Source organism: Mycobacterium rhizamassiliense (genome assembly GCF_900157375.1).
Classification (GTDB): Bacteria; Actinomycetota; Actinomycetes; order Mycobacteriales; family Mycobacteriaceae; genus Mycobacterium; species Mycobacterium rhizamassiliense.
Genome location: NZ_LT721901.1, coordinates 1,201,843 through 1,220,893, shown reverse-complemented (window position 1 = coordinate 1,220,893; position 19,051 = coordinate 1,201,843). Strand labels below are relative to the sequence as shown.

At 68.9% G+C, this 19,051-nt stretch carries 13 protein-coding genes; 6 read left to right on the top strand and 7 right to left on the bottom strand.

All coding sequences use genetic code 11. The features are described from left to right. Positions 1-8: 8 nt before the first annotated feature. Positions 9-1,997, bottom strand: a complete 1,989-nt coding sequence (locus MRAB57_RS06000) for a M13 family metallopeptidase (RefSeq protein ID WP_077086762.1) — start codon at positions 1,995-1,997, stop codon at positions 9-11. A 106-nt stretch (positions 1,998-2,103) separates the two neighbouring features. Here MRAB57_RS06000 and MRAB57_RS05995 point away from each other — a divergent pair, with 106 nt between their 5' ends. Next, on the top strand, positions 2,104-2,742 hold the full coding sequence (locus MRAB57_RS05995) for a hypothetical protein (protein ID WP_077086761.1): 639 nt from the start codon (positions 2,104-2,106) through the stop codon (positions 2,740-2,742). Continuing rightward, on the top strand, positions 2,739-3,425 hold the full coding sequence (locus tag MRAB57_RS05990; RefSeq protein ID WP_077086760.1) for a hypothetical protein: 687 nt from the start codon (positions 2,739-2,741) through the stop codon (positions 3,423-3,425). Before MRAB57_RS05995 ends, MRAB57_RS05990 begins: the two co-directional genes overlap by 4 nt. A gap of 1 nt (position 3,426) precedes the next feature. Here the strand turns inward: MRAB57_RS05990 and MRAB57_RS05985 are convergent, their stop codons facing one another. The 3 genes from MRAB57_RS05985 to MRAB57_RS05975 form a co-directional block, all read right to left on the bottom strand. Next, positions 3,427-3,942, bottom strand: a complete 516-nt coding sequence (locus MRAB57_RS05985) for a transcriptional regulator (RefSeq protein WP_077086759.1) — start codon at positions 3,940-3,942, stop codon at positions 3,427-3,429. Beyond that, on the bottom strand, positions 3,939-6,962 hold the full coding sequence (locus tag MRAB57_RS05980; RefSeq protein ID WP_077086758.1) for an MMPL family transporter: 3,024 nt from the start codon (positions 6,960-6,962) through the stop codon (positions 3,939-3,941). The genes MRAB57_RS05985 and MRAB57_RS05980 overlap by 4 nt, the downstream gene beginning before the upstream one ends. 335 nt (positions 6,963-7,297) lie before the next feature. Continuing rightward, positions 7,298-8,479 carry a lysylphosphatidylglycerol synthase transmembrane domain-containing protein gene (locus tag MRAB57_RS05975; RefSeq protein WP_077086757.1) on the bottom strand — a complete coding sequence of 394 codons (1,182 nt, stop codon included), beginning with the start codon at positions 8,477-8,479 and terminating at the stop codon, positions 7,298-7,300. A 139-nt stretch (positions 8,480-8,618) separates the two neighbouring features. Between MRAB57_RS05975 and MRAB57_RS05970 the strand changes: the two genes are divergently transcribed. Then, positions 8,619-9,764 carry an AI-2E family transporter gene (locus MRAB57_RS05970; protein WP_077086756.1) on the top strand — a complete coding sequence of 382 codons (1,146 nt, stop codon included), beginning with the start codon at positions 8,619-8,621 and terminating at the stop codon, positions 9,762-9,764. Between the two features lie 20 nt (positions 9,765-9,784). Here the strand turns inward: MRAB57_RS05970 and mmpL3 are convergent, their stop codons facing one another. From mmpL3 to trmB, 3 genes are read right to left on the bottom strand one after another with little or no spacing between them, the layout of a single operon-like run. Next, complete coding sequence (gene mmpL3 / locus MRAB57_RS05965; protein WP_083743310.1) at positions 9,785-12,613, bottom strand: trehalose monomycolate exporter MmpL3; 2,829 nt, start codon at positions 12,611-12,613, stop codon at positions 9,785-9,787. Positions 12,614-12,662: 49 nt separating this feature from the next. Then, entirely contained in the window at positions 12,663-13,397 is a 735-nt protein-coding gene (locus MRAB57_RS05960; RefSeq protein WP_077086754.1) for a PIN domain-containing protein, read from the bottom strand. 19 nt (positions 13,398-13,416) lie between these two features. Next, entirely contained in the window at positions 13,417-14,217 is an 801-nt protein-coding gene (gene trmB / locus MRAB57_RS05955) for a tRNA (guanosine(46)-N7)-methyltransferase TrmB (protein WP_173813905.1), read from the bottom strand. A gap of 141 nt (positions 14,218-14,358) precedes the next feature. On the opposite strand from trmB, the gene MRAB57_RS05950 reads away from it, so the two are divergent. The 3 genes from MRAB57_RS05950 to MRAB57_RS05940 all read left to right on the top strand — a co-directional run bounded on the left by MRAB57_RS05950 (position 14,359) and on the right by MRAB57_RS05940 (position 18,999). Beyond that, entirely contained in the window at positions 14,359-15,468 is a 1,110-nt protein-coding gene (locus MRAB57_RS05950) for a P-loop NTPase family protein (protein ID WP_077086752.1), read from the top strand. Further along, entirely contained in the window at positions 15,465-16,961 is a 1,497-nt protein-coding gene (locus MRAB57_RS05945) for a hypothetical protein (RefSeq protein WP_077086751.1), read from the top strand. The genes MRAB57_RS05950 and MRAB57_RS05945 overlap by 4 nt, the downstream gene beginning before the upstream one ends. A 208-nt stretch (positions 16,962-17,169) precedes the next feature. After that, complete coding sequence (locus MRAB57_RS05940; RefSeq protein WP_077086750.1) at positions 17,170-18,999, top strand: phosphoenolpyruvate carboxykinase (GTP); 1,830 nt, start codon at positions 17,170-17,172, stop codon at positions 18,997-18,999. The last annotated feature ends 52 nt before the right edge of the window (positions 19,000-19,051 follow it).

Below are 19,051 nucleotides of genomic sequence, written 5' to 3'. Positions count from 1 at the left end.
CGCGGGCGTCAGTTCCAGATCCTGACCCGGCGCTGCGGCGCCAGGAACAGCTCGTCGTCCTCGGCCACCTCGAAGGCGTCGTAGAAGGCGTCGATGTTGCGCAGCACGCCGTTGCAGCGGAACTCCGGCGGCGAGTGCGGGTCGATCGCCAACCGCCGGATCGCCTCCGCGTCACGCGATTTGGTGCGCCACACCTGTGCCCAGCCGAAGAACACCCGCTGCACACCGGTAAGGCCGTCGATCACCGGGGCGGGGCGGCCGTTCAGCGAAAGCTGATAGGCCAGCAGCGCGATGGACAGGCCGCCCAGATCGCCGATGTTCTCCCCGACGGTGAATGCGCCGTTGACGTGGTGGCCGTTGTCGAGACCCCTGGGCGTGTAGGCCTCGTATTGCTCGATGAGAACCTTTGTGCGGGAACTGAATTCGGTGCGATCGTCGTCGGTCCACCAGTCGACCAGGTTGCCGTCGCCGTCGTACTTGGCGCCCTGGTCGTCGAAGCCGTGCCCGATCTCGTGCCCGATGACCGCGCCGATGCCACCGTAGTTGGCGGCGTCGTCGGACTCGGCGTCGAAGAACGGCGGCTGCAAAATGGCTGCGGGAAAGACGATTTCGTTCATCCCGGGGTTGTAATACGCGTTGACGGTCTGGGGCGTCATGAACCATTCGTCGCGATCCACCGGGCCGCCGAGCTTGGCCAGCTCGCGGTCGTGCTCGACGGCGTGGCCGCGCTGGTAATTCCCGTACAGGTCGCCGCGGTCGATCACCAGCGCCGAGTAGTCGCGCCACTTGGCGGGGTAGCCGACCTTGGCGGTGAACTTGTCCAGCTTGGTCAGCGCGCGCTCCCGCGTCTGCGGCGTCATCCAGCCCAGTTCGCTGATGGACTGCCGATAGGCCTCCCGTAGATTGCCCACCAGCGTGTCGATCCGGGCCTTGGCGCCGGGCGGGAAATGCTTTTGCACGTAAAGCTTTCCGACGGCATCGCCCATCAGGCTCTCCACCAGCGACACGCCGCGCTTCCAGCGGTCGCGGATCTGCTCGGCACCGGTCAGCATGCGGCCGTAGAAGTCGAAGTCGGCGGCGACGATGTCGTCGGTCAGCCAATTCGCACGGGCGCGGATCAGCCGCCAACGCGCCCAGTCCTTCCAGTCGTCGAGCTCGACGCTGTTCCACAGCTCGGCGAACGCGGTGAAGTAACCGGGTTGGCGCACAACCACTTCCGCGAGCGCGGCCGGCGTGCCGCCCAGCCCGTCGACCCAGCCGGCCCAGTCGAAGCCCGGTGCTTCGCTCTGCAGCTCGGCGAAGGTGCGCAGGTTGTAGGTGAGGTCGGCATCGCGGCGCTTGACGACATCCCAGTGCGCGCCGGCGAGTTTGGTCTCCAGCGCCACGATGCGCGCCGCGGTCTCCTCGTGATCGCCCGCACCGAACACCAGGCCGAACATCCGCGCGATGTGCTCTGGGTAGGCCGCCAGCACCTGGGCGTGCTGCTGGTCGCGGTAGTACGACTCGTCGGGCAGGCCGAGGCCGGACTGGTTGAGGTGCACCAGGTAGCGCGCCGAATTCTTCGCGTCGGTGTCGATGTAGACGCCGACGCCGCCACCCACCCCGGTGCGCTGCAGGGTGCCGATGGCCGCGGCCAGTGCGGCGGGGTCGGCGGCCGCGTCGATGACGCTCAGCTCGTCGCGCAGCGGCTGGACACCGCGGCGTTGCACGGCTTCCTCGTCGAGGAAGCTGGCGTAGAGGTCGCCGATGCGCTGCGCGTCGCCGTCCACGGTGCCGTCGCCGGAGGCTTGCTCGCTGGCGCCGATGATCAGGTCGCGCACGTGCTCCTCGGCGCGGTCGTACAGATGGCGGAACGCGCCGTCGGTGGCCCGGTCGGCGGGGATGTCGTAGTCGGCCAGCCAGCGGCCGTTGACATGACCGAACAGGTCGTCCTGGGGTCGGGCGTTGTCGTCGAGGTAGCTCAGGTCGATGCCCGAGCGAATTGCCGCATCCGTCACCCCGCCATCCTTCCATCTTCTGCGCGGGCGCCGCGGGCAGCGCGGGCGGTGCGTGCCGCGCAACCGGCATGCCTGGCTTGTGAGGGCCGCGGGTAACCTCGCGCCCATGCCCGACGCCGAGCAAAGCGAGCAAGCGGCCGACCAGGCCGACGAGGCCGAGGTCGAGTCCGGCCAGGTCGAGGCCCACGACGGCCCGGTGCTGTCCAACTACGGCATCGCCTCGGCGGTGCTCGGCGTGCTGTCGGTCGCCGCGATGGTGCTCGGGGCGATCATTTGGTCCGCGCACCGCGGCGACGCCGGGGAACGCGTGTACCAGACCCGCGTCATGCAGACCGCGGCCGACTGGACGGGCGTGCTGATCAACATGAACAGCGGCAACGTCGACAACAGCCTGCAGCGACTGCACGACGGCACCGTCGGCGAACTCAACACCGACTTCGATGCGGCCGTGCAGCCCTACCGGCAGGTGGTCGAGAAGCTGCAGTCGCACAGCAGCGGCCAGCTCGAGGCCGTCGCGATCGACACCGTGCACCGCGACCTGGACACCCGGCCCGGTGTTCCGCGGCCCGTGGTCACCACCAAGCTGCCACCGTTCGCCTCGCGGACCGACTCGGTGATGGTCGTCGCGACCTCGGTGAGCGAGAACGCCGGCGCCAAGCCGCAGACGGTGCACTGGAACCTGCGGCTGGACGTGTCCAACGTGGACGGCAAGCTGATGATCTCCAAGCTGGAGTCGATCAGATGAGAAACCTGTTGCGCCTGCTGGCGTTCGACATCGTGGCCCCGCTGGCCGCCGTCGGCGCGCTGTTGATGGTCGGGCTGGTGCTCGGCTGGCCGTTGTGGTGGGTGTCGGCGTGCTCGGTGCTGCTGGTGCTCATCGCCGAGGCCGTCGCGATCAATTTCTGGCTGCTGCGCCGCGATTCGGTGAGCGTGGGCACCGACGACGAGGCGCCCGGGTTGCGGTTGGCGGTGGTGTTCCTGTGCACGGCCGCGCTGACCGCGGCGGTGCTGACCGAGTACACGCACTGGACGACGCCGGATCGCGACTTCAAGAAGGATTCCCGCGAGGTGGTCCAGATCGCGACCGGGATCTCGGAGTCGTTGGGGACGTTCGCGCCGGGCGCACCGAGCAACGCGATCGATCGGGCCGCGGCGATGATGGTGCCCGAGCATGCGGGCGCGTTCAAGGAGCAATACCAGAAGTCGAGCGCGGATCTGGCGCAGCGCAACGGTTCTGCGCAGGCGACCGCGCTGGCGGCCGGCGTCGAGGCGCTCGGGCCGACGGCGGCCAGCGTCGCGGTCATCCTTCGGGTCGTGCAGAACGTGCCGGGGCAGCCGCCGAGTCAGGCGGCGCCGACGCTGCGGGTGGCGCTGACCAAGCGCGGCGGCACCTGGCTGGTGTCCGACGTGGTGCCGATCAGGGCGTAGCTCAGTTGGCTTCGGGCGACCGCTCGGTGTTGGCCTTCACGAACCGGTCCGACAACCGGCGGATGCGGATCATCAACGAGGCGGACGGGCTGACGCTGCCCTCGAGGTAGGTCGCCAGGTCGTCGGGGGCCACCCCGATGCGGGCGGCGAATTCCTGCGCGTTGAGGCCCGAGCGCTCGATCAACAGCCGCACGTGGCGGGCGACCTCGGCGCGCTCGTTGGCGTCGAGGTGGACGCGGGCGCGCTCAAGCACCTCCCACAGCGCCTTGGAGATGCCGTACGGGCGGCCTCCCTCGAGCACTTCCTCGACCTGGCGGGCGGTGCGCCCGTACGGGTCGCGCTTCAGCGCCGCGGCGATGCGCTTCCAGGTGTCGATGTCGCCGCCCTGCATCGCCGAGCGGATGGCCGAGGTCGGCCAGAACTCCACCGGCTGATCCGTCTCGGCGGGTGGGCGGTTCCTGTCAAACGCGGGCCGCTGGGGGGGCAGCGCGCGGCGTCGGTCGGGTGCCAACGTCACCTCGCCTCCTCCAGCATTGCCACGGCCACCGACATGCAGCGCTGCCGGACCTCGTCCCAGTCTTCCTGAAATTCTGGCTCGTCGGTGTAATCGGCGGGATCCGGATCCGCCAGCCGGCGGACCAACTGGGAGGCGATCCACTGCTGCCTGGACGATTGGCAACGGTAGTACCTGTCCATTCCGGCCAGGACGAAGGCGGCGGTCTCCGGTTCCAGGGTGTCGACCATGTCAGCGAAATCGGCGAAATCGCGGCTGCTGTTACGGCTCATGATTAGGTAGCCCTTGAGGCGCAGGGTCTCGGCGCCGGTCGGAACCTGCAGCCGGTCGCCGGTCGGCAACTGCACGTGCGTGGTCTCCACCGGGCTGCGCCGCTCGTACCGCGGCCGGTCGGTGTGGCTGCGCTTCGCCGCCTTCTGGTTTTCCAGCGCGTCGATGGCGACCGACAGCCGCCCCCGCCAGAGCGTAACGGGGTGGATCGGCCGGCCGCTCCCGGCGATCGCGCGGGCGATGCCGTTGCGCGAGGCCAGGCCGCCGACCAGTTTCTTCGCCCCGGACTGCGCCCTGGGTTGGCCGTTGCTGCCGTTCTTCGCCTCGGCCGGGCCCACGCTGACCGCGACGACGTCGTCGGTGATGTTGACCTGGTGGGGAATGTCGCCGGGGCCCAGGCCGCGTCCGTCGTCGGTGCCCTTGTTGCGTCCGCAGCCGGTGAATGCCAGCGGGTCGGCCACGCAGATGGCGTCGGGCGCGAGGTGCCGGAGCTTGGCGGCCGACTTGAGCACCATGCGCAGGTCCGCCGACGGCGCGGTGAGCGCGGAGATGTCGTCGGGGATGACGATGACGTCGGCGAGGTCGACCTCGGGCAGCGGCCGGTCGAAGTCGACCGACGGCAGCACGCGGCGCAGCCAGCCGGGCAGCCACCAGTTCCACTGGGCGAACATCGCCATCAGCGCGGGCACCAGGACCAACCGCACCACGGTGGCGTCGACCGCGATCGCGACCGCGCAGGCCACGCCGATCTCGGCGACCAGCGGCATGCCGGCGAACGCGAACCCGACGAAGACCGCGATCATGATCAGCGCCGCGCTGGTGATGGTGCGGGCGCTGGTGCTCACGCCGTAGGCGACGGCGTCGCGGGTGTTGCCGGTGTGCAGGAACCGCTCCCGGATGCGGGTGAGCAGGAAGATCTCGTAGTCCATCGACAGGCCGAACGTCATGGCCAGCACCAGCGGGGGAACGGTGCTGTCGATCGAGCTGATGTGCGCGAAGCCGAGATCGGACAGCCAGCCCCACTGGAAGATCACCACCAGGCTGCCGTAGGCGGCCGCCACCGACAGCAGCGTCATCAGCACGCCCTTGAGCGCCAGGAACACCGAGTGGATGGAGACCAGCAGCATCACGAACGCGATCAGGGCGACGAACGCCAGCACCAGCGGCTCGGTGGCCGAGACGCGGTCATCGAAATCCTTGATCAGCGCGGTGGAGCCGCCGACGTCGATGTGCGCCGTGCCGTCCCCGGGGACCTTGGCCAGCTCGCTGCGCATCCAGTCGACCGTGTGCCGTGCGCCCATGTCCTCGGGGTCGACCGACAACACCGCGGTCAGCAGCGCGCTGGTGTTGTCGTCGGCGAACGCCGGCTGGGTCACCGTGATGACGTTGGGTGCCTGCGTCATGCGGTGCCGGATCGCGTCGAGGGATTTGGCGTGCTCGGATGCGGGCCCGCCGCCTCGGTAGGACACCAAGACCTGGACCGGGCCCTGGGCACCGGGCCCGAGCGCCTGCGAGGCCGCGGAAACCCCGGCGCGGATCTCGTGCGAGGAATCGAATTGGCGCAGCAGGCTGTTGCCCAGCACCATCGACGCGGCCGGCAACGCCATGACTAGCAGCACCGTCGACGCGGCGACCGCCGTGATCCACGGCCGGCGCATCACGAACCCGACCCAGCGGTTCCAGAACCGCGACTGCGTGCTCTCCGGCCGGCGCGACCAGTGCAGCAGCGCCGACCGCTTGGCGGCCGAGCGCCCGAACGTCGCCAGCACCGCGGGCGTCAGGGTGGTCGAGGTCAGCATCGCGACCGCGACGGCCAGGATCGCGCCGGTGGCCATCGACTTCAGCGCCGGGGTGTTGATCAGGTAGATGCCGGTGAGGGAGGCGACGACGGTCATCCCGGACAGCACCACCGCCAGCCCGGAGGTGGCCATCGCGGCGTCGACGGCCTCGCGCGGCTCGCGGCCGGTGCGCAGTTCCTCGCGGAAGCGCATCAGGATGAACAGGGAGTAGTCGACCGCGAGCGCGATGCCGAACATGGACACCGTCGACGTGACGAACACCGACATGGTGGTGAACGCCGACAACAGATAGACCAGTCCCATCGTGACCGCGACCGTGCAGACGCCCAGCGCCAGCGGGATCGCCGCGGCGGCCAGCGAACCGAACACGGCGAGCAGGACGATCAGGATGATCGGCAGGTTCCAGCTCTCGGCCTTGGCGATGTCATGTTTGGTGTTGGCGGCCGCGGCGGCGGACAGCGCACCCTGACCGATGACGTAGAGCCGCACCCGGCCGTTCTCGGTCTGCCCGGACTGATCGCCGTTGACGCCGACCTTCTTGCGCAGCTGCTTGGCGACGTCGCTGGTGCCGGAGTTGGTGGGGTCCAGCCGCAGCGTCACCACGTAGGGCCGGTCGGGTTGCGGCGCCCGCTCGGTGGGGTTGGGCTTCTCCGTCACGCCGGGCAGCTCGCTGGCGATCTGTCGCAGCTGCGCCACCGCGTCGTTGATGTCCTGATAGGTGGCATCCGGGCGGGGCGCGGCCACCAGCGCCAGCGAGGAAGCACCCAGGTCGTGATACTGCTCCTGGAGCTGATCGTGCACCTGCAGCGATTGCGATCCGGCCACCTCGAAGCCACCGCCGGTGAGGTTCCCCGACTCCGTCATCACCAGATAGACGGCGGGCACCAATGCCAGCAACCAGCCTGCGAAGACCAACCACCGGTACCTGCGCAGGCTGCGGCTCAGGCGCATCATGAACTGCTGGATGTCGTCACTCCCCGGTTATCTGGCGCTACGCGTGTTCGCGAGAATACCGCAGCAGCCTATGGAATATGCGGGGTTGGAAACTTCCTGAGCTGCGCAGACGCCCCCGTAGCCAAGACGCGATCAACTCGTTGTGAACCGGTTATCAAGACGGATCCGGGTGGGCGCCGCGGCGGTCCGAATGGCGGGATGTCGCATGTCCGCGGGGGTCCGCGGGGTTCCTGGGGGCGCCGCGTCTGGTCTATCGCAATCGGTTGCGGCTGTCGCGAACTCGGCCGGCCCCGCAAACTCAGGAGTTACTCGATGAAGGCAAGCCGCAACCTCGGCTAGAGATCGCTGTCGGCCGTTCGGTCGAGTGCTTCCTCGGGCGGCGGTAGCGGGCCCTGCAGCGCGGTCTCCGTCGGATCGTTCCAGGGCTGCGGGATCTGCAGGATGGGCAGCGGGCCGGTCGGCGAATCGTCGTCGGAGCTGGCGACCTTCTCGGTACGGAAGACGAAGAAGAACACCACCCAGCCGACCGCGGAGATGAGCAGCCAGCTGATCAGCCGGTAGAGCAGCATCGCGGAAATGGCGTTGGGCAACGACATTCCGCTGGATACCAGGCCCGGCACCAGCACTGCCTCGACCACCAGCAGCCCGCCGGGCATCAGCGGGATCGTGCCGACGGCGCGCGCGGCCGCGTAGGCGACCGTCAGCCCCGCCACCGACGCGTGGTCGCCCGCCGCGTACGCGGCGAAGGCGAGGCAGGCCACGTCGGCGATCCAGTTGAACATCGACCAGCTGAACGCCACCCCCAGGTCGCGCCGGCCCAGGCTCACCGACTCGAGCTGCATCAGCGTCTCGCGCCACTTCGCCAGGCCGGTGTCGGCGGGTTTGCCGCGCACCGAGTTGGCCCACGCCAGCAGGCGCGTGCCCATCCCGTCGATCAGCTCCGGCCGCGATGCCACCGCCTGCGCCAGCAACAGCAACGCGACGAAACCGCCGAGCGTGAACAACAGCGAGAAGGGGTTGTTCTTCGCGCCGAGGAACAACGCGCCACCCAGCCCGAGCAGCGCCAACCCGACGGCTTGCAACACGCCCGACATCACCAGCTGCCAGGACGCCACCACCGTCGAGGCGCCCCACATGCGTTGCTGCCGGAACAGGAACGTCGTCGAGAGCACCGGCCCGCCGGGCAGCGTGGTGCTCAGCGAATTCGCGGCGTAGAACGCGGCCTCGGAGCGCAACTGGTTGACGTGCACCCCGGCGGACTTCAGCAGGGTGCGCTGGATTTGGGCGAAGCTGTGCATGCTGGCGGCCGCGGCCAACACCGCCGCGAACAGCCACCACCAGTTGGCTTCGTACAGGCTGATCCAGCCTTTGGCCAGCTGATTCCAGCCCAGTGAGACCTCGACGGCGAGCACGATCGCGACGATGCCGAGCACCACCCAGCGCAGCCACCAGTACTTGCCGCGCGGCGTCTCTTCGCGCGGAAAATCGATTTTGCTTGCGGCTGCGTCATACGACACGCGTTTTAGGGTAACCGTGCAGGTGGTGCGGCTCGCGGCGCGCAGCTCCGGCCGTGTCGTGGAAGTTCTGCGGTCGTAACCGGATTGTGCCGGCTTCATGGCACCCGACCAGGCGTACCACGCCAGATAGGCTTGCCAAATGACAGCAAACGTCGATGCCGATTCGGTCGAACCGCTCGTTCGCAAAACCGCGGCCTGGGCGTGGCGACTTCTGGTCATCCTGCTCGCCGCGGTGGCGTTGCTGTGGGTGGTCTCCAAGCTCGAAGTGATCGTGGTGCCGGTGCTGCTGGCGCTGATGCTCAGTGCGTTGCTGCTACCCGGGGTGGACTGGCTGGATCGGCACGGCCTGCCGCGCGGCGGCGCGGTGTCGCTGGTCCTGTTCAGCGGATTCGCGGTGCTCGGCGGCATCTTGGCGTTCGTGGTCCTGCAGTTCATCGACGGCGCCCCCGACCTGGTCGAGCAGGTCAGCCGCAGCATCGACTCCACCCGCAGATGGCTGGTCAACGGCCCGCTGCACCTGCGCAACGAGCAGATCGACAGCGCGGGCAACGCGGCGATCCAGGCGCTGCATAACAATCAGGCCAAGCTGACCAGCGGCGCGATCTCCACGGCGGCGACGGTCACCGAGCTGGTCACCGCCGCGGTGCTGGTGCTGTTCACGCTGATCTTCTTCCTGTACGGCGGCCGCAACATCTGGGAGTACGTGATCAAGATCTTCCCGGCCGGGGTCCGGAACCGCGTGCACGAGGCGGGCATCGCGGGCTACGGGTCGCTGATCGGCTACGTGCGCGCGACGTTCCTGGTGGCGCTGACCGACGCCGCCGGCGTCGGGACCGGGCTGGCGATCATGGGTGTCCCGCTGGCACTGCCGCTGGCGTCGGTGGTGTTCCTCGGTGCCTTCATCCCGCTGATCGGTGCCCTGGTCTCGGGTCTGGTGGCCGTGGTGGTCGCGCTGCTGGCGAAGGGGATCGTGTACGCGCTGCTCACGCTGGGCCTGCTGATCCTGATCAACCAGCTGGAGGCGCACATCCTGCAGCCGCTGGTGATGGGCCGCGCCGTCTCGATTCATCCGCTCGGGGTGGTGCTGGCCATCACCACCGGCGGCGTGCTGGCCGGCATCGTAGGCGCCCTGCTGGCGGTTCCGACGGTGGCCTTCCTCAACAACGCGATCCAGGTGCTGCTCGCGCGCGACCCGGAGGCCGAAGCGGAGAAGCAGGCCGAGGACGACGACGACAAAGCCATCATCCGCGCCAAGCCGGACCATCCGCAGGACGAATCCGGTTGAGCTCTACCGGCTTTCGGGTTTTATAGCCGGCCCTCGCGGCGCAGCAGATCCTGGGCGGACACCCCGCCGCCGGCGCGGCGCCGCGGACGCGGATCCTCGCCGTTGTCGCCCTTGCCGTGGGCGCTGAACTTTTCGGTGGCGGCGTCGGACTCGTTGCCCTCGGGACGCGCGGTCGGGTCGGCCGGGTCGCCGTTCACCTCACGGGTGTGTGGCACCGGCATGGCCCGGGTCTGACCGTCCGACGGCGCGGCCGGGCGCGGCGCGGCGGGCGGCGCGGAGTTACCTGGCACCGACAGCCGCGACGTCTGCGCTTCGGTCGGCTGGCTGGGCTTGGTCTGGATGCGCGTGGTGCTTGCGCCCGACGGCGGTTCCGGGGCCGGCTTGGCCTCGGGCTGGCCGGATGGGCCGGGACGGATCGCGCGCGACGGCTCCGGCGGACCGCCGGGATGGGTGGGGTCGTGAGCCGGGCGGGGCTTCGCGGCGACCAGGCTGGCGGCCACCGGCGGGCGGGCCGGCCGGCCGTTGACCGTGGGCCGCTTGCGCTCGTCGGGCAGGTCGATCTCGCCGAGGCCGATGCGGTTCTGCAGCCGCCTGGCCCAGCGCGGCGCCCACCAGCAGTCGTCGCCGAGCAGCTTCATCACCGACGGCACCAGGAACATCCGGACCACGGTCGCGTCCAGCAGCAGCGCCGCCATCAGGCCGAATGCCAGGTATTTCATCAGCACCAGGTCCGAGAACACGAACGAGCCCGCCACCACGGCCAGCACCAGCGCCGCGGCCGTGATCAGGCGCCCGGTGGTCGCGGTGCCGATCCGGATCGCCTCGGCAGTCGACATGCCCCGCTCGCGGGCCTCGACCATGCGGGACACCAGGAACACCTCGTAGTCGGTGGCCAGCCCGAAGCCCACCGCGACGACCAGGGCGATGATGACCACCATCAGCGACGTCGGGGTGAAGTTCAGCACGTTCGAGAAGTGTCCGTCGACGAAGATCCAGGTCAGGATGCCCAGCGTGGAACCGATCGTCAGCGCGCTCATCAGCGCGGCCTTGATCGGCAACACCACCGAGCCGAACGCCAGGAACATCAGCACCAGGGTGGCGCTGAGCAGCAGCACCAGCATCAACGGGGCCTTATCGAACAGGCTGTGGATGCTGTCCTGCTCCAGCGCGGGCGTGCCGCCGACCACCAGGGTCAGCCCCTTGGGGGGGTTGATCGCCCGCAAGTCCTGGATCTTCTTGGTGGCGTCGTTCTTGTTGACCAGCCCATTTTGGATCACCCGCACCGAGTCGTCCTTGGGCTGCGTCGTCCCGTTCGGCCCAGAGGCGCAGGGGTTGCCGGCGATCACCGGGCACGGCCGCTCCTCCCACGTCTTGTCGGTGAAGCCGCCGATTCCCGAGATCCTGCTACGAATGTCGGCGACCTGCTGGTCGGTGACCTTGGTGTGGTTGTTGCTCTCGATCACCACGGTCAGCTGCTCGGTGCGGTACCCGGGGAAATTCTTGTCAAAATGCTCCTGCGCCAGGCGCACGGCGTTGTCGGGTGGCAGGTATTTCTCGCTCATGCCGCCGAGCGAGAGGTTGCCGAGCGGGATGACCAGCAGGATCATGCCGACGGCGATGGGGATGGCGAACGCCAGTGGTCGCTTCATCACCCAGTTGACCAGGTTGCCCCAGAAGCCGGCCTCGACCTCTTCGCGGGTCTTGGTCTTCTGCAGCCGGTCCGCCAGCCAGTTCAGGTAGGCGCGCGAGTACTTCCAGTTACGCAGGAACGGCACCCGGAACGCGGTCCGCACGCCCAGTGCGTCGACGTTGCGGCCGAGGATGCCCAGGGCGGCCGGCAGGAAGGTGATCGACAGCACGGCAGCGAATCCGACCGCCGCGAAGATCGCGTAAGTCAGCCCATGTACGAAGCCCTGCGGCAGCACCAGCAGACTGGCGCTGGACGCGATGATCAGCACGGCCGAGAAGACGATGGTGCGCCCGGCCGTCATCACCGTGCGCCGGACGGCGGCCTCGGTGTCGTAGCCCTCCGCGATCTCTTCCCGGAACCGGCTCACGATGAAAAGCCCGTAATCGATGGCGATACCGAGACCGATCAGCGAGACCACTGGCTGGGCGAAGAAAGACACCGGCCCGAACATCGCGACGAACCGCAGGATGCCCGTCGCGCCCGCGATGCTGAGCCCACCCACGATGACGGGCAGGCCGGCGGCGACCGCGCCGCCGAACACCAGGAACAACACCACCGCCACCAGCGGCAGCGCCAGCACCTCCATCCGTTTCTGGTCGGTCGCGATGGTGCCGGTCAGGGCGTTGGCGATCGGTTCCAGGCCGGCGAGCTCGATCTTGCCGCCCTCCAGCTTCTGCAGGTCGGGGGCGATGGCCTTGTAGTTGGTCAGGATGGAGTCGTCGTCGTCGCCCTTGAGCGGGATGGTGACGAACGTGTGCTTCTTGTCCTCGGTCGCCATCCCCTTGATCTGCGCGTTGGGGGCCTCGGCGCCGGGGGGCAACGCCAGCCAGCCTGCCCAGCCGAGCACCTGGTCGGGGTGGTCCTTGACGAACTTGTTCAGCTCGTCGACGGTCTGCTGATGCCACGCCGGGTCGTCGACGGTCTTGCCGTCGGGAGCGGTGAAGGTCGCCACGATCTGGGCGGTGCGGTCGCGGCCGTAGGTCTTGTCGCCCAGTATTGAAGCCTTGACGGACTGACTGCCGTCGTCGTAGAAACCGCTCTGCGTGACGTGTTTGCCCAAGCTCAGGCCGAAGATGCCGCTGCCGAGGCACAGGGCCACCATGACCCCGATCACGATGTACCGGTATCGGTACACGGTTCGACCCCACCAGGCGAACACGTAAGCTCCTTACTGGATCGCTAACGACCCGCGTGTTGGTTTTCCAGTGTCACACACGCGCGGCTAATAGCGCGGACAGCGGCCGGAACGGCTGCAGCCACGCTCCCTGGTCAGGCAGCGAATCAAGGCCGATCCGCGGCAACGGTTCCCGGAAAACACCGTCGATGTCTTCCAGGTCGACGAATTCCAAGGTATCCGACGCTAGTGCCCAACTGGCATGCTCGCGAAATCCGATCACCTGGACCGGAATTTCCCCCATCCCGGCGCGCGCGATGTCCTCCAGCGGCTGGCGAAATGCCTGTCCGTCTGCGGATGCCACGACCAGCGCCGCGAGTCCCTCCTGCCGCCGCTGTTCGATGTGGTCGAGCATGTCGCGGTCCACATCGCTGTCTTCATCGATCTTCGGCTTGGCGAAGACCGCAAATCCCACGTTACGCAAGGCATCGACCCACGGTCGAACGACGTCGGCGCTACCGGGCGCGATGTTGGTGAAGACGGTGGCCTCGGGCTCGACTACGGCGCCGGGGTGCCCGGAGCTGACCTCCGCGGTGCGGGCCAGCAGCCACCGGCCCAGCGCGTCGAAGCGGGGACGTTCCAGCGCGGTCGGCCGGCGGCCCAGGATCGAGCCGAGCCCCATGTCGAGGTTGGGGGCGTCCCACACCAGCAGCACGCGGCCCGGCGGGGAGTCGAGATCGTCGGGGGCCCCGGCATTGCCACCGGTGACCGCCTCCGGGGCCGCGAGGTTTCCGGGTGCCGGTGTGGTCCCTGCTTCTGTGAGGCTCATACTCATCGCTTTTCCCAGATCAACGTCGCTTTTCCCAAATCAACTCGGTCACGGAGCTGCCCGCTTCTTGGGCCTTCATCTCGTATTTGGTCGTCGGGCGGGCGACCGAGATCGGCAGCGCACTGCCGGGATCGACGCGACGCAACCGGGATTCGGCATCGCCGACTTCGGCGATCTGCTCGGCATAGCCGGGGTGGTCCGTCGCGGCGTGCAGGACACCTCCGGGGAGTAACCGGTCTGCGATCAGGCCAACCGTGAATGTTTGCAGGAATCGGCGTTTGTGGTGCCGAGCCTTGGGCCACGGGTCGGGGAAAAACACCCGTACCCCGGTCAACGAGGCCGGGCCGATCAGATGGCGCAGGACGTCGATGCCGTTGCCGCGGATCAGCCGGATGTTGCGCACCCCTTCGCGGTCCATCGAGGACAGCAGCTGCGCCAGCCCGCGCTTGTAGACCTCCACCGCGATCACGTCGATGCCCGGCTCTTGCTGCGCCATGGCCAGCGTCGACGTGCCGCTGCCGCAGCCGATTTCGAGCACTACCGGTGCCGTGCGGCCAAACCACGCGGCGGTGTCCAGCGGCGCGTAGTCCTCGGGGAGCTCGGCGAGGCCGAGTTCCGGCCACAGCCGCTCCCACGTGTCGCGCTGGCCGCCGGACAGGGTGGACCGCCGGGAGCGGAAGCTCGAGGCGGGGAGATAGCCATGCCGAGGCGCGTCGGGATCCGGTGCTGAATTCATGTCCTCACCGGCCTCCGCCTCCACCGGCGTGTCGGGACGTGTCCCGACTCCGGGTTGCGCATGCATTTGTCCATGGTGGCGCATTAACCCCCGATGTAGCCGCCCCTGTTCCAGATTGATATCCAACAGTTGCCTTCAACTGGTAACTGATAAACAGTGGCTCGCATCTCGATGACACAGGTGCCACCATTCGGTGGAACCCGATCCCCCTCGCGGCACTCATATATGGATCGCCCGGATCGGGCGGACCGCAATGGACAGGGGCACCAGATTTTCGTTGACGAGCTGAAGCGCTTCGCCGCCGGGCACCCCGACGCCCGCGTGACCGCGATCGCCGAGCGCGCCGCCGCGCCGCTGCGGGTGGGCGTCCACGGCAGGCGGGGAGTGGGTCGCGGGACCGTGGCCCGCGCCCTCGGCGGGGCCGCAGCGGCGGGGATCAGCGTGCACCCGTCGGCCCGCGCGGCCGGCAAGGATGTCGACGTCGTCGTCCACGTCACCGCGGAAGTGCTGAAGCCTGAGGACGCCGACGCGATCGCCGCGGCTCGGCAGCCGCTGGTGGCGGTGCTGAACAAGGCCGACCTGGCCGGCTCGCTGTCGGGGCGCACCGGCGACGAACCGATCGCGGCGGCTCGCACCCGCTGCGCCGAACTGGGCGGGCTGGTCGGGGTTCCGGTCGAGCCGATGATCGGCCTGCTGGCCGTCGCCGCGCTCGAGGGCCTGAACGAGACGTCGTGGGCGGCGCTGCGAACCCTGGCCGCCGAGCCCGGCGGCGCCGAAGCCCTCGACGACTCCTTCGACGGCTTCCTGGCGGCGAAGAATTCGGTGCCGGCCGGCGAGCGCCGGCACCTGCTGGAAACCCTGGACCTGTTCGGCACCGCGCTGGCCGTCGCCGCGGCCCGGCGGGGCAGGACGCGGGCACAGGTCGCGGCCCTGCTGCGGCGGATGAGCGGCATCGACGCCGTCGTGGCCCGGGTGACAGCGCTGGGCGCCGAGGTCCGCTACCAGCGCCTGCTCGACGCCGTCGCGGAATTAGAGGCGTTGGCCGTCGGCCAAACCGGGTCGTGGGAGCGGATCGGTGCCTTCCTCTCCCACGACGACACCGTGGTCGCGCGGATGGCCGCCGCGGTCGACCTCGCCGAGGCGGCCGGGCTGGACGTCGGGCGCTGCGACGAGCCGGCCGAGCACCTGCCGCGGGCGGCACGCTGGCAGCGCTACAGCCGCGGACCGGTCAGCGACCTGCACCGGGCCTGCGGCGCCGACATCGCCAGGGGGTCGCTGCGGCTGTGGTCGCAGACCTGCGGGTCATTGCCCGAGCCGCACGCGGAGTCACGGTGAGCGACGAGGATCCCGCCGCCGAGGTGGACGCCCTGGTGACCGCGATCGGCCCACGGCTGGACTCGCCGGCCGTCAGCCGCCGCGACGTCGTGCTGGTGACCGGCCCGTGGATGGCAGGGGTCACCGGGCTGGTCGCGGCGCTGGCCGAGCGGCTGCCCCAGCACACCTTCGCCGAGCCGGCCGAGCTGAGCCCTGGCGAGGCGCCGATGGCGGTGATCTTCGTGGTGTCCGCGGCGGCAGAACTGACCGAATCGGATTGCGTGCTGCTGGATGCCGCCGTCGAGCACACCGACGTGGCCATCGGCGTGGTCTCCAAGATCGACGTGCACCGCAACTGGCGCGACGTGCTGAGCGCCAACCGCGACACGCTGGCCGCGCACGCGCCGCGCTACGCCAAGGTGCCCTGGGTCGGGGTGGCGGCGGCGCCCGACCTGGGTGAACCGATTCTGGACGACGTCGTCGATGCCGTCTCGGCGCAGCTCGCCGACCCTCAGGTCGCGCGTCGAAACAGATTGCGGGCGTGGGAATCCCGGCTGCAGAACGTGGCGCAGCGCTTCGAGCGCGACGCCGAGGGCGCCGGCAGGCAGGCGCGGGTCGACGCGTTGCGCGAGGAGCGCAGCGAAGCCCTGCGCCAGCGGCGGCAGGCGAAGTCCGAGCGCTCCGTCGCGCTGCGCGGCCAGATCCAGCAGGCGCAGGTCCAGCTGTCTCACTTCGCGCGCAACCGATGCTCGTCGGTGCGCAGTGAATTGCAGGCGGACGCCGCGCAGCTGTCGCGGCGCACGATGCCCGGCTTCGAGGCGCACACCCGGGAACGGGCGACCGCGGTGGTGACCGAGGTCAGCGACGGCGTCGCCACCCAACTCGACGACGTCGCCGACGCGGTCGGGGTGGCGATGGCGCTGCCGCCGCTCGAGGCGCTGCCGACGATCGACGTCGCGCCCCCGCCGCTGAAGGCGCGCCGCCAGGAGAGCTGGCTGATGTTGCTGCTGGGCGCCGGGTTCGGGCTCGGGGTGGCGCTGACGCTGAGCCGGTTGATGGCCGGTGTGCTGGCGAGGCTCAGCCCGCTGCTCGAGATCGCGGCGGCCGTGGCGTGCGTGGCGATCGGCCTGGGCGTCACCTTCCTGGTGGTCAACCTGCGCAGCCTGCTGCGTGATCGGGCGTTGCTGGACCGCTGGGCCGGCGATGTGACCTCGTCGCTGCATTCGACGGTCGAGGAGCTGGTCGCCACCCGTGTGCTGGCCGCCGAATCGGTGCTGACCACCGAGCTGAACTCCCGCGACGAAGCGGAGGGCGCGCAGGTATCCGACCAGGTCAGCGCCATCGACGCCGAACTGCGCGCGCATGCGATCGCCTCCGCGCGGGCCGCTGCGGTGCGCGACCGGGAGATGCCTACGCTGCAGGCCGCGCTGGACGCCGTGGGTGCAGAACTGGGCGAACCGGGTATACCCCTCCCCGAGAACTGTGCAGAGGAATCCGCCGAGGCTGACGAATAATCCTTCGAGGGCCCGTTGAACGTGTTCAAGGATGCTTTCGGGGCTTCTGAATCGGTCTTGTGAGAAGGCTTATACCGTCCCGGACCTTCCCCAGCAAGGTGATCACGATAACCTGTATGTAAAGCTCCGCCGTGTCAACAGTTGTGTGGGCGCCTGCGAAACCAACGCAGCATTCCCGCCCTTACTTAGATGAATTCAGGAGAGTTCGATGACCTCAGCGACCATTCCCGGTCTGGATACAGCGCCCACCAAGCATCAGGGGCTGCTGTCGTGGGTGGAGGAGGTCGCCGAGCTCACCCAGCCCGACCGGGTGGTGTTTGCTGACGGCTCCGACGACGAGTTCAACCGGCTGGCCGCCCAGCTGGTCGAGGCCGGCACGCTGAAGAAGCTGAACGAGGAGAAGCGCCCCAACTCCTACCTGGCGCTGTCGGACCCGTCCGACGTCGCGCGCGTGGAGTCCCGGACATTCATCTGTTCCGAGCGCGAGATCGACGCGGGCCCGACCAACAACTGGACCGACCCGACCGAGATGCGCGCCACGATGAAGGACCTGTACCGCGGCTGCATGCGCGGTCGCACCATGTGGGTGGTGCCGTTCTGCATGGGCCCGCTCGGTGCCGACGATCCCAAGCTGGGTGTGGAGATCACCGACTCCGAGTACGTCGTCATCTCGATGAAGGTGATGACCCGGATGGGCAAGGCCGCGCTGGACAAGATCGGCGACGACGGCTTCTTCGTCAAGGCGATGCACTCCGTGGGCGCCCCGCTGGAGCCGGGTCAGCAGGACGTGCCGTGGCCGTGCAACGACACCAAATACATCACCCACTTCCCCGAGACCCGCGAGATCATGAGCTACGGCTCGGGTTACGGCGGCAACGCGCTGCTGGGCAAGAAGTGCTACTCGCTGCGCATCGCCTCGGCGATGGCCCACGACGAGGGCTGGCTCGCCGAGCACATGCTGATCCTCAAGCTGATCTCGCCGGAGAACAAGGCCTACTACTTCGCCGCGGCGTTCCCGTCGGCGTGCGGCAAGACCAACCTCGCGATGCTGCAGCCGACCATCCCGGGCTGGCGCGCCGAGACCCTCGGTGACGACATCGCGTGGATGCGGTTCGGCAAGGACGGCCGCCTGTACGCGGTCAACCCCGAGTTCGGCTTCTTCGGCGTCGCGCCGGGCACCAACTGGAAGTCCAACCCGAACGCGATGCGCACCATGGAGGCCGGCAACACCGTCTTCACCAACGTCGCGCTGACCGACGACAACGACGTGTGGTGGGAAGGCCTGGAGGGCGAGCCCGACCACTTGGTCGACTGGAAGGGCAACGACTGGATCCTGCGCGAGACGGACACCAAAGCCGCGCACCCGAATTCGCGGTACTGCACCCCGATGTCGCAGTGCCCGATCCTGGCGCCCGAGTGGGACGACCCGCAGGGCGTGCCGATTTCGGGCATCCTGTTCGGCGCCCGCCGCAAGACGACGGTGCCGCTGGTGACCGAGGCTCGTGACTGGCAGCACGGCGTCTTCATGGGCGCCACTATGGGCAGCGAGCAGACCGCCGCCGCCGAGGGCAAGGTCGGCACCGTGCGCCGCGACCCGATGGCCATGCTGCCGTTCCTGGGCTACCACGTCGCCGACTACTTCCAGCACTGGATCGACCTGGGCAAGAACGCCGACGACTCCAAGCTGCCAAAGGTGTTCTTCGTCAACTGGTTCCGTCGCGGCGACAAGGGCGAGTTCCTGTGGCCGGGGTTCGGCGAGAACAGCCGGGTGCTGAAGTGGATCGTCGACCGCATCGAGCACCAGGCCGGCGGCCAGGACACCCCGATCGGCATCGTGCCGACGGAGGCGGACCTGGACCTCGACGGCCTCGACATCGAGGGCGGCGACGTGACCAAGGCGCTGGCGGTCAACACGGCCGAGTGGCGCGAGGAACTTCCGCTGATCGAGGAGTGGTTCGAGTTCGTCGGCGACAAGCTGCCCACCGGCGTCCGCGACGAGTTCGCGGCCCTCAAGCAGCGGCTGTCGGAAGCCGACTAGTCAGCACCACCTGGCAAACCCAAATGTTGATCGCGACAGGGCCGTTTGGGTT

What these genes read in the sequence shown, in the direction of transcription:
- MRAB57_RS05995 (WP_077086761.1), top strand. Translation starts at nt 2,104, where the DNA reads ATGCCCGACGCCGAGCAAAGCGAGCAAGCGGCCGACCAGGCCGACGAG.
- MRAB57_RS05990 (WP_077086760.1), top strand. Translation starts at nt 2,739, where the DNA reads ATGAGAAACCTGTTGCGCCTGCTGGCGTTCGACATCGTGGCCCCGCTG.
- MRAB57_RS05980 (WP_077086758.1), bottom strand. Translation starts at nt 6,962, where the DNA reads ATGATGCGCCTGAGCCGCAGCCTGCGCAGGTACCGGTGGTTGGTCTTC.
- MRAB57_RS05970 (WP_077086756.1), top strand. Translation starts at nt 8,619, where the DNA reads ATGACAGCAAACGTCGATGCCGATTCGGTCGAACCGCTCGTTCGCAAA.
- MRAB57_RS05960 (WP_077086754.1), bottom strand. Translation starts at nt 13,397, where the DNA reads ATGAGCCTCACAGAAGCAGGGACCACACCGGCACCCGGAAACCTCGCG.
- trmB (WP_173813905.1), bottom strand. Translation starts at nt 14,217, where the DNA reads ATGCGCCACCATGGACAAATGCATGCGCAACCCGGAGTCGGGACACGT.
- MRAB57_RS05950 (WP_077086752.1), top strand. Translation starts at nt 14,359, where the DNA reads ATGGATCGCCCGGATCGGGCGGACCGCAATGGACAGGGGCACCAGATT.
- MRAB57_RS05940 (WP_077086750.1), top strand. Translation starts at nt 17,170, where the DNA reads ATGACCTCAGCGACCATTCCCGGTCTGGATACAGCGCCCACCAAGCAT.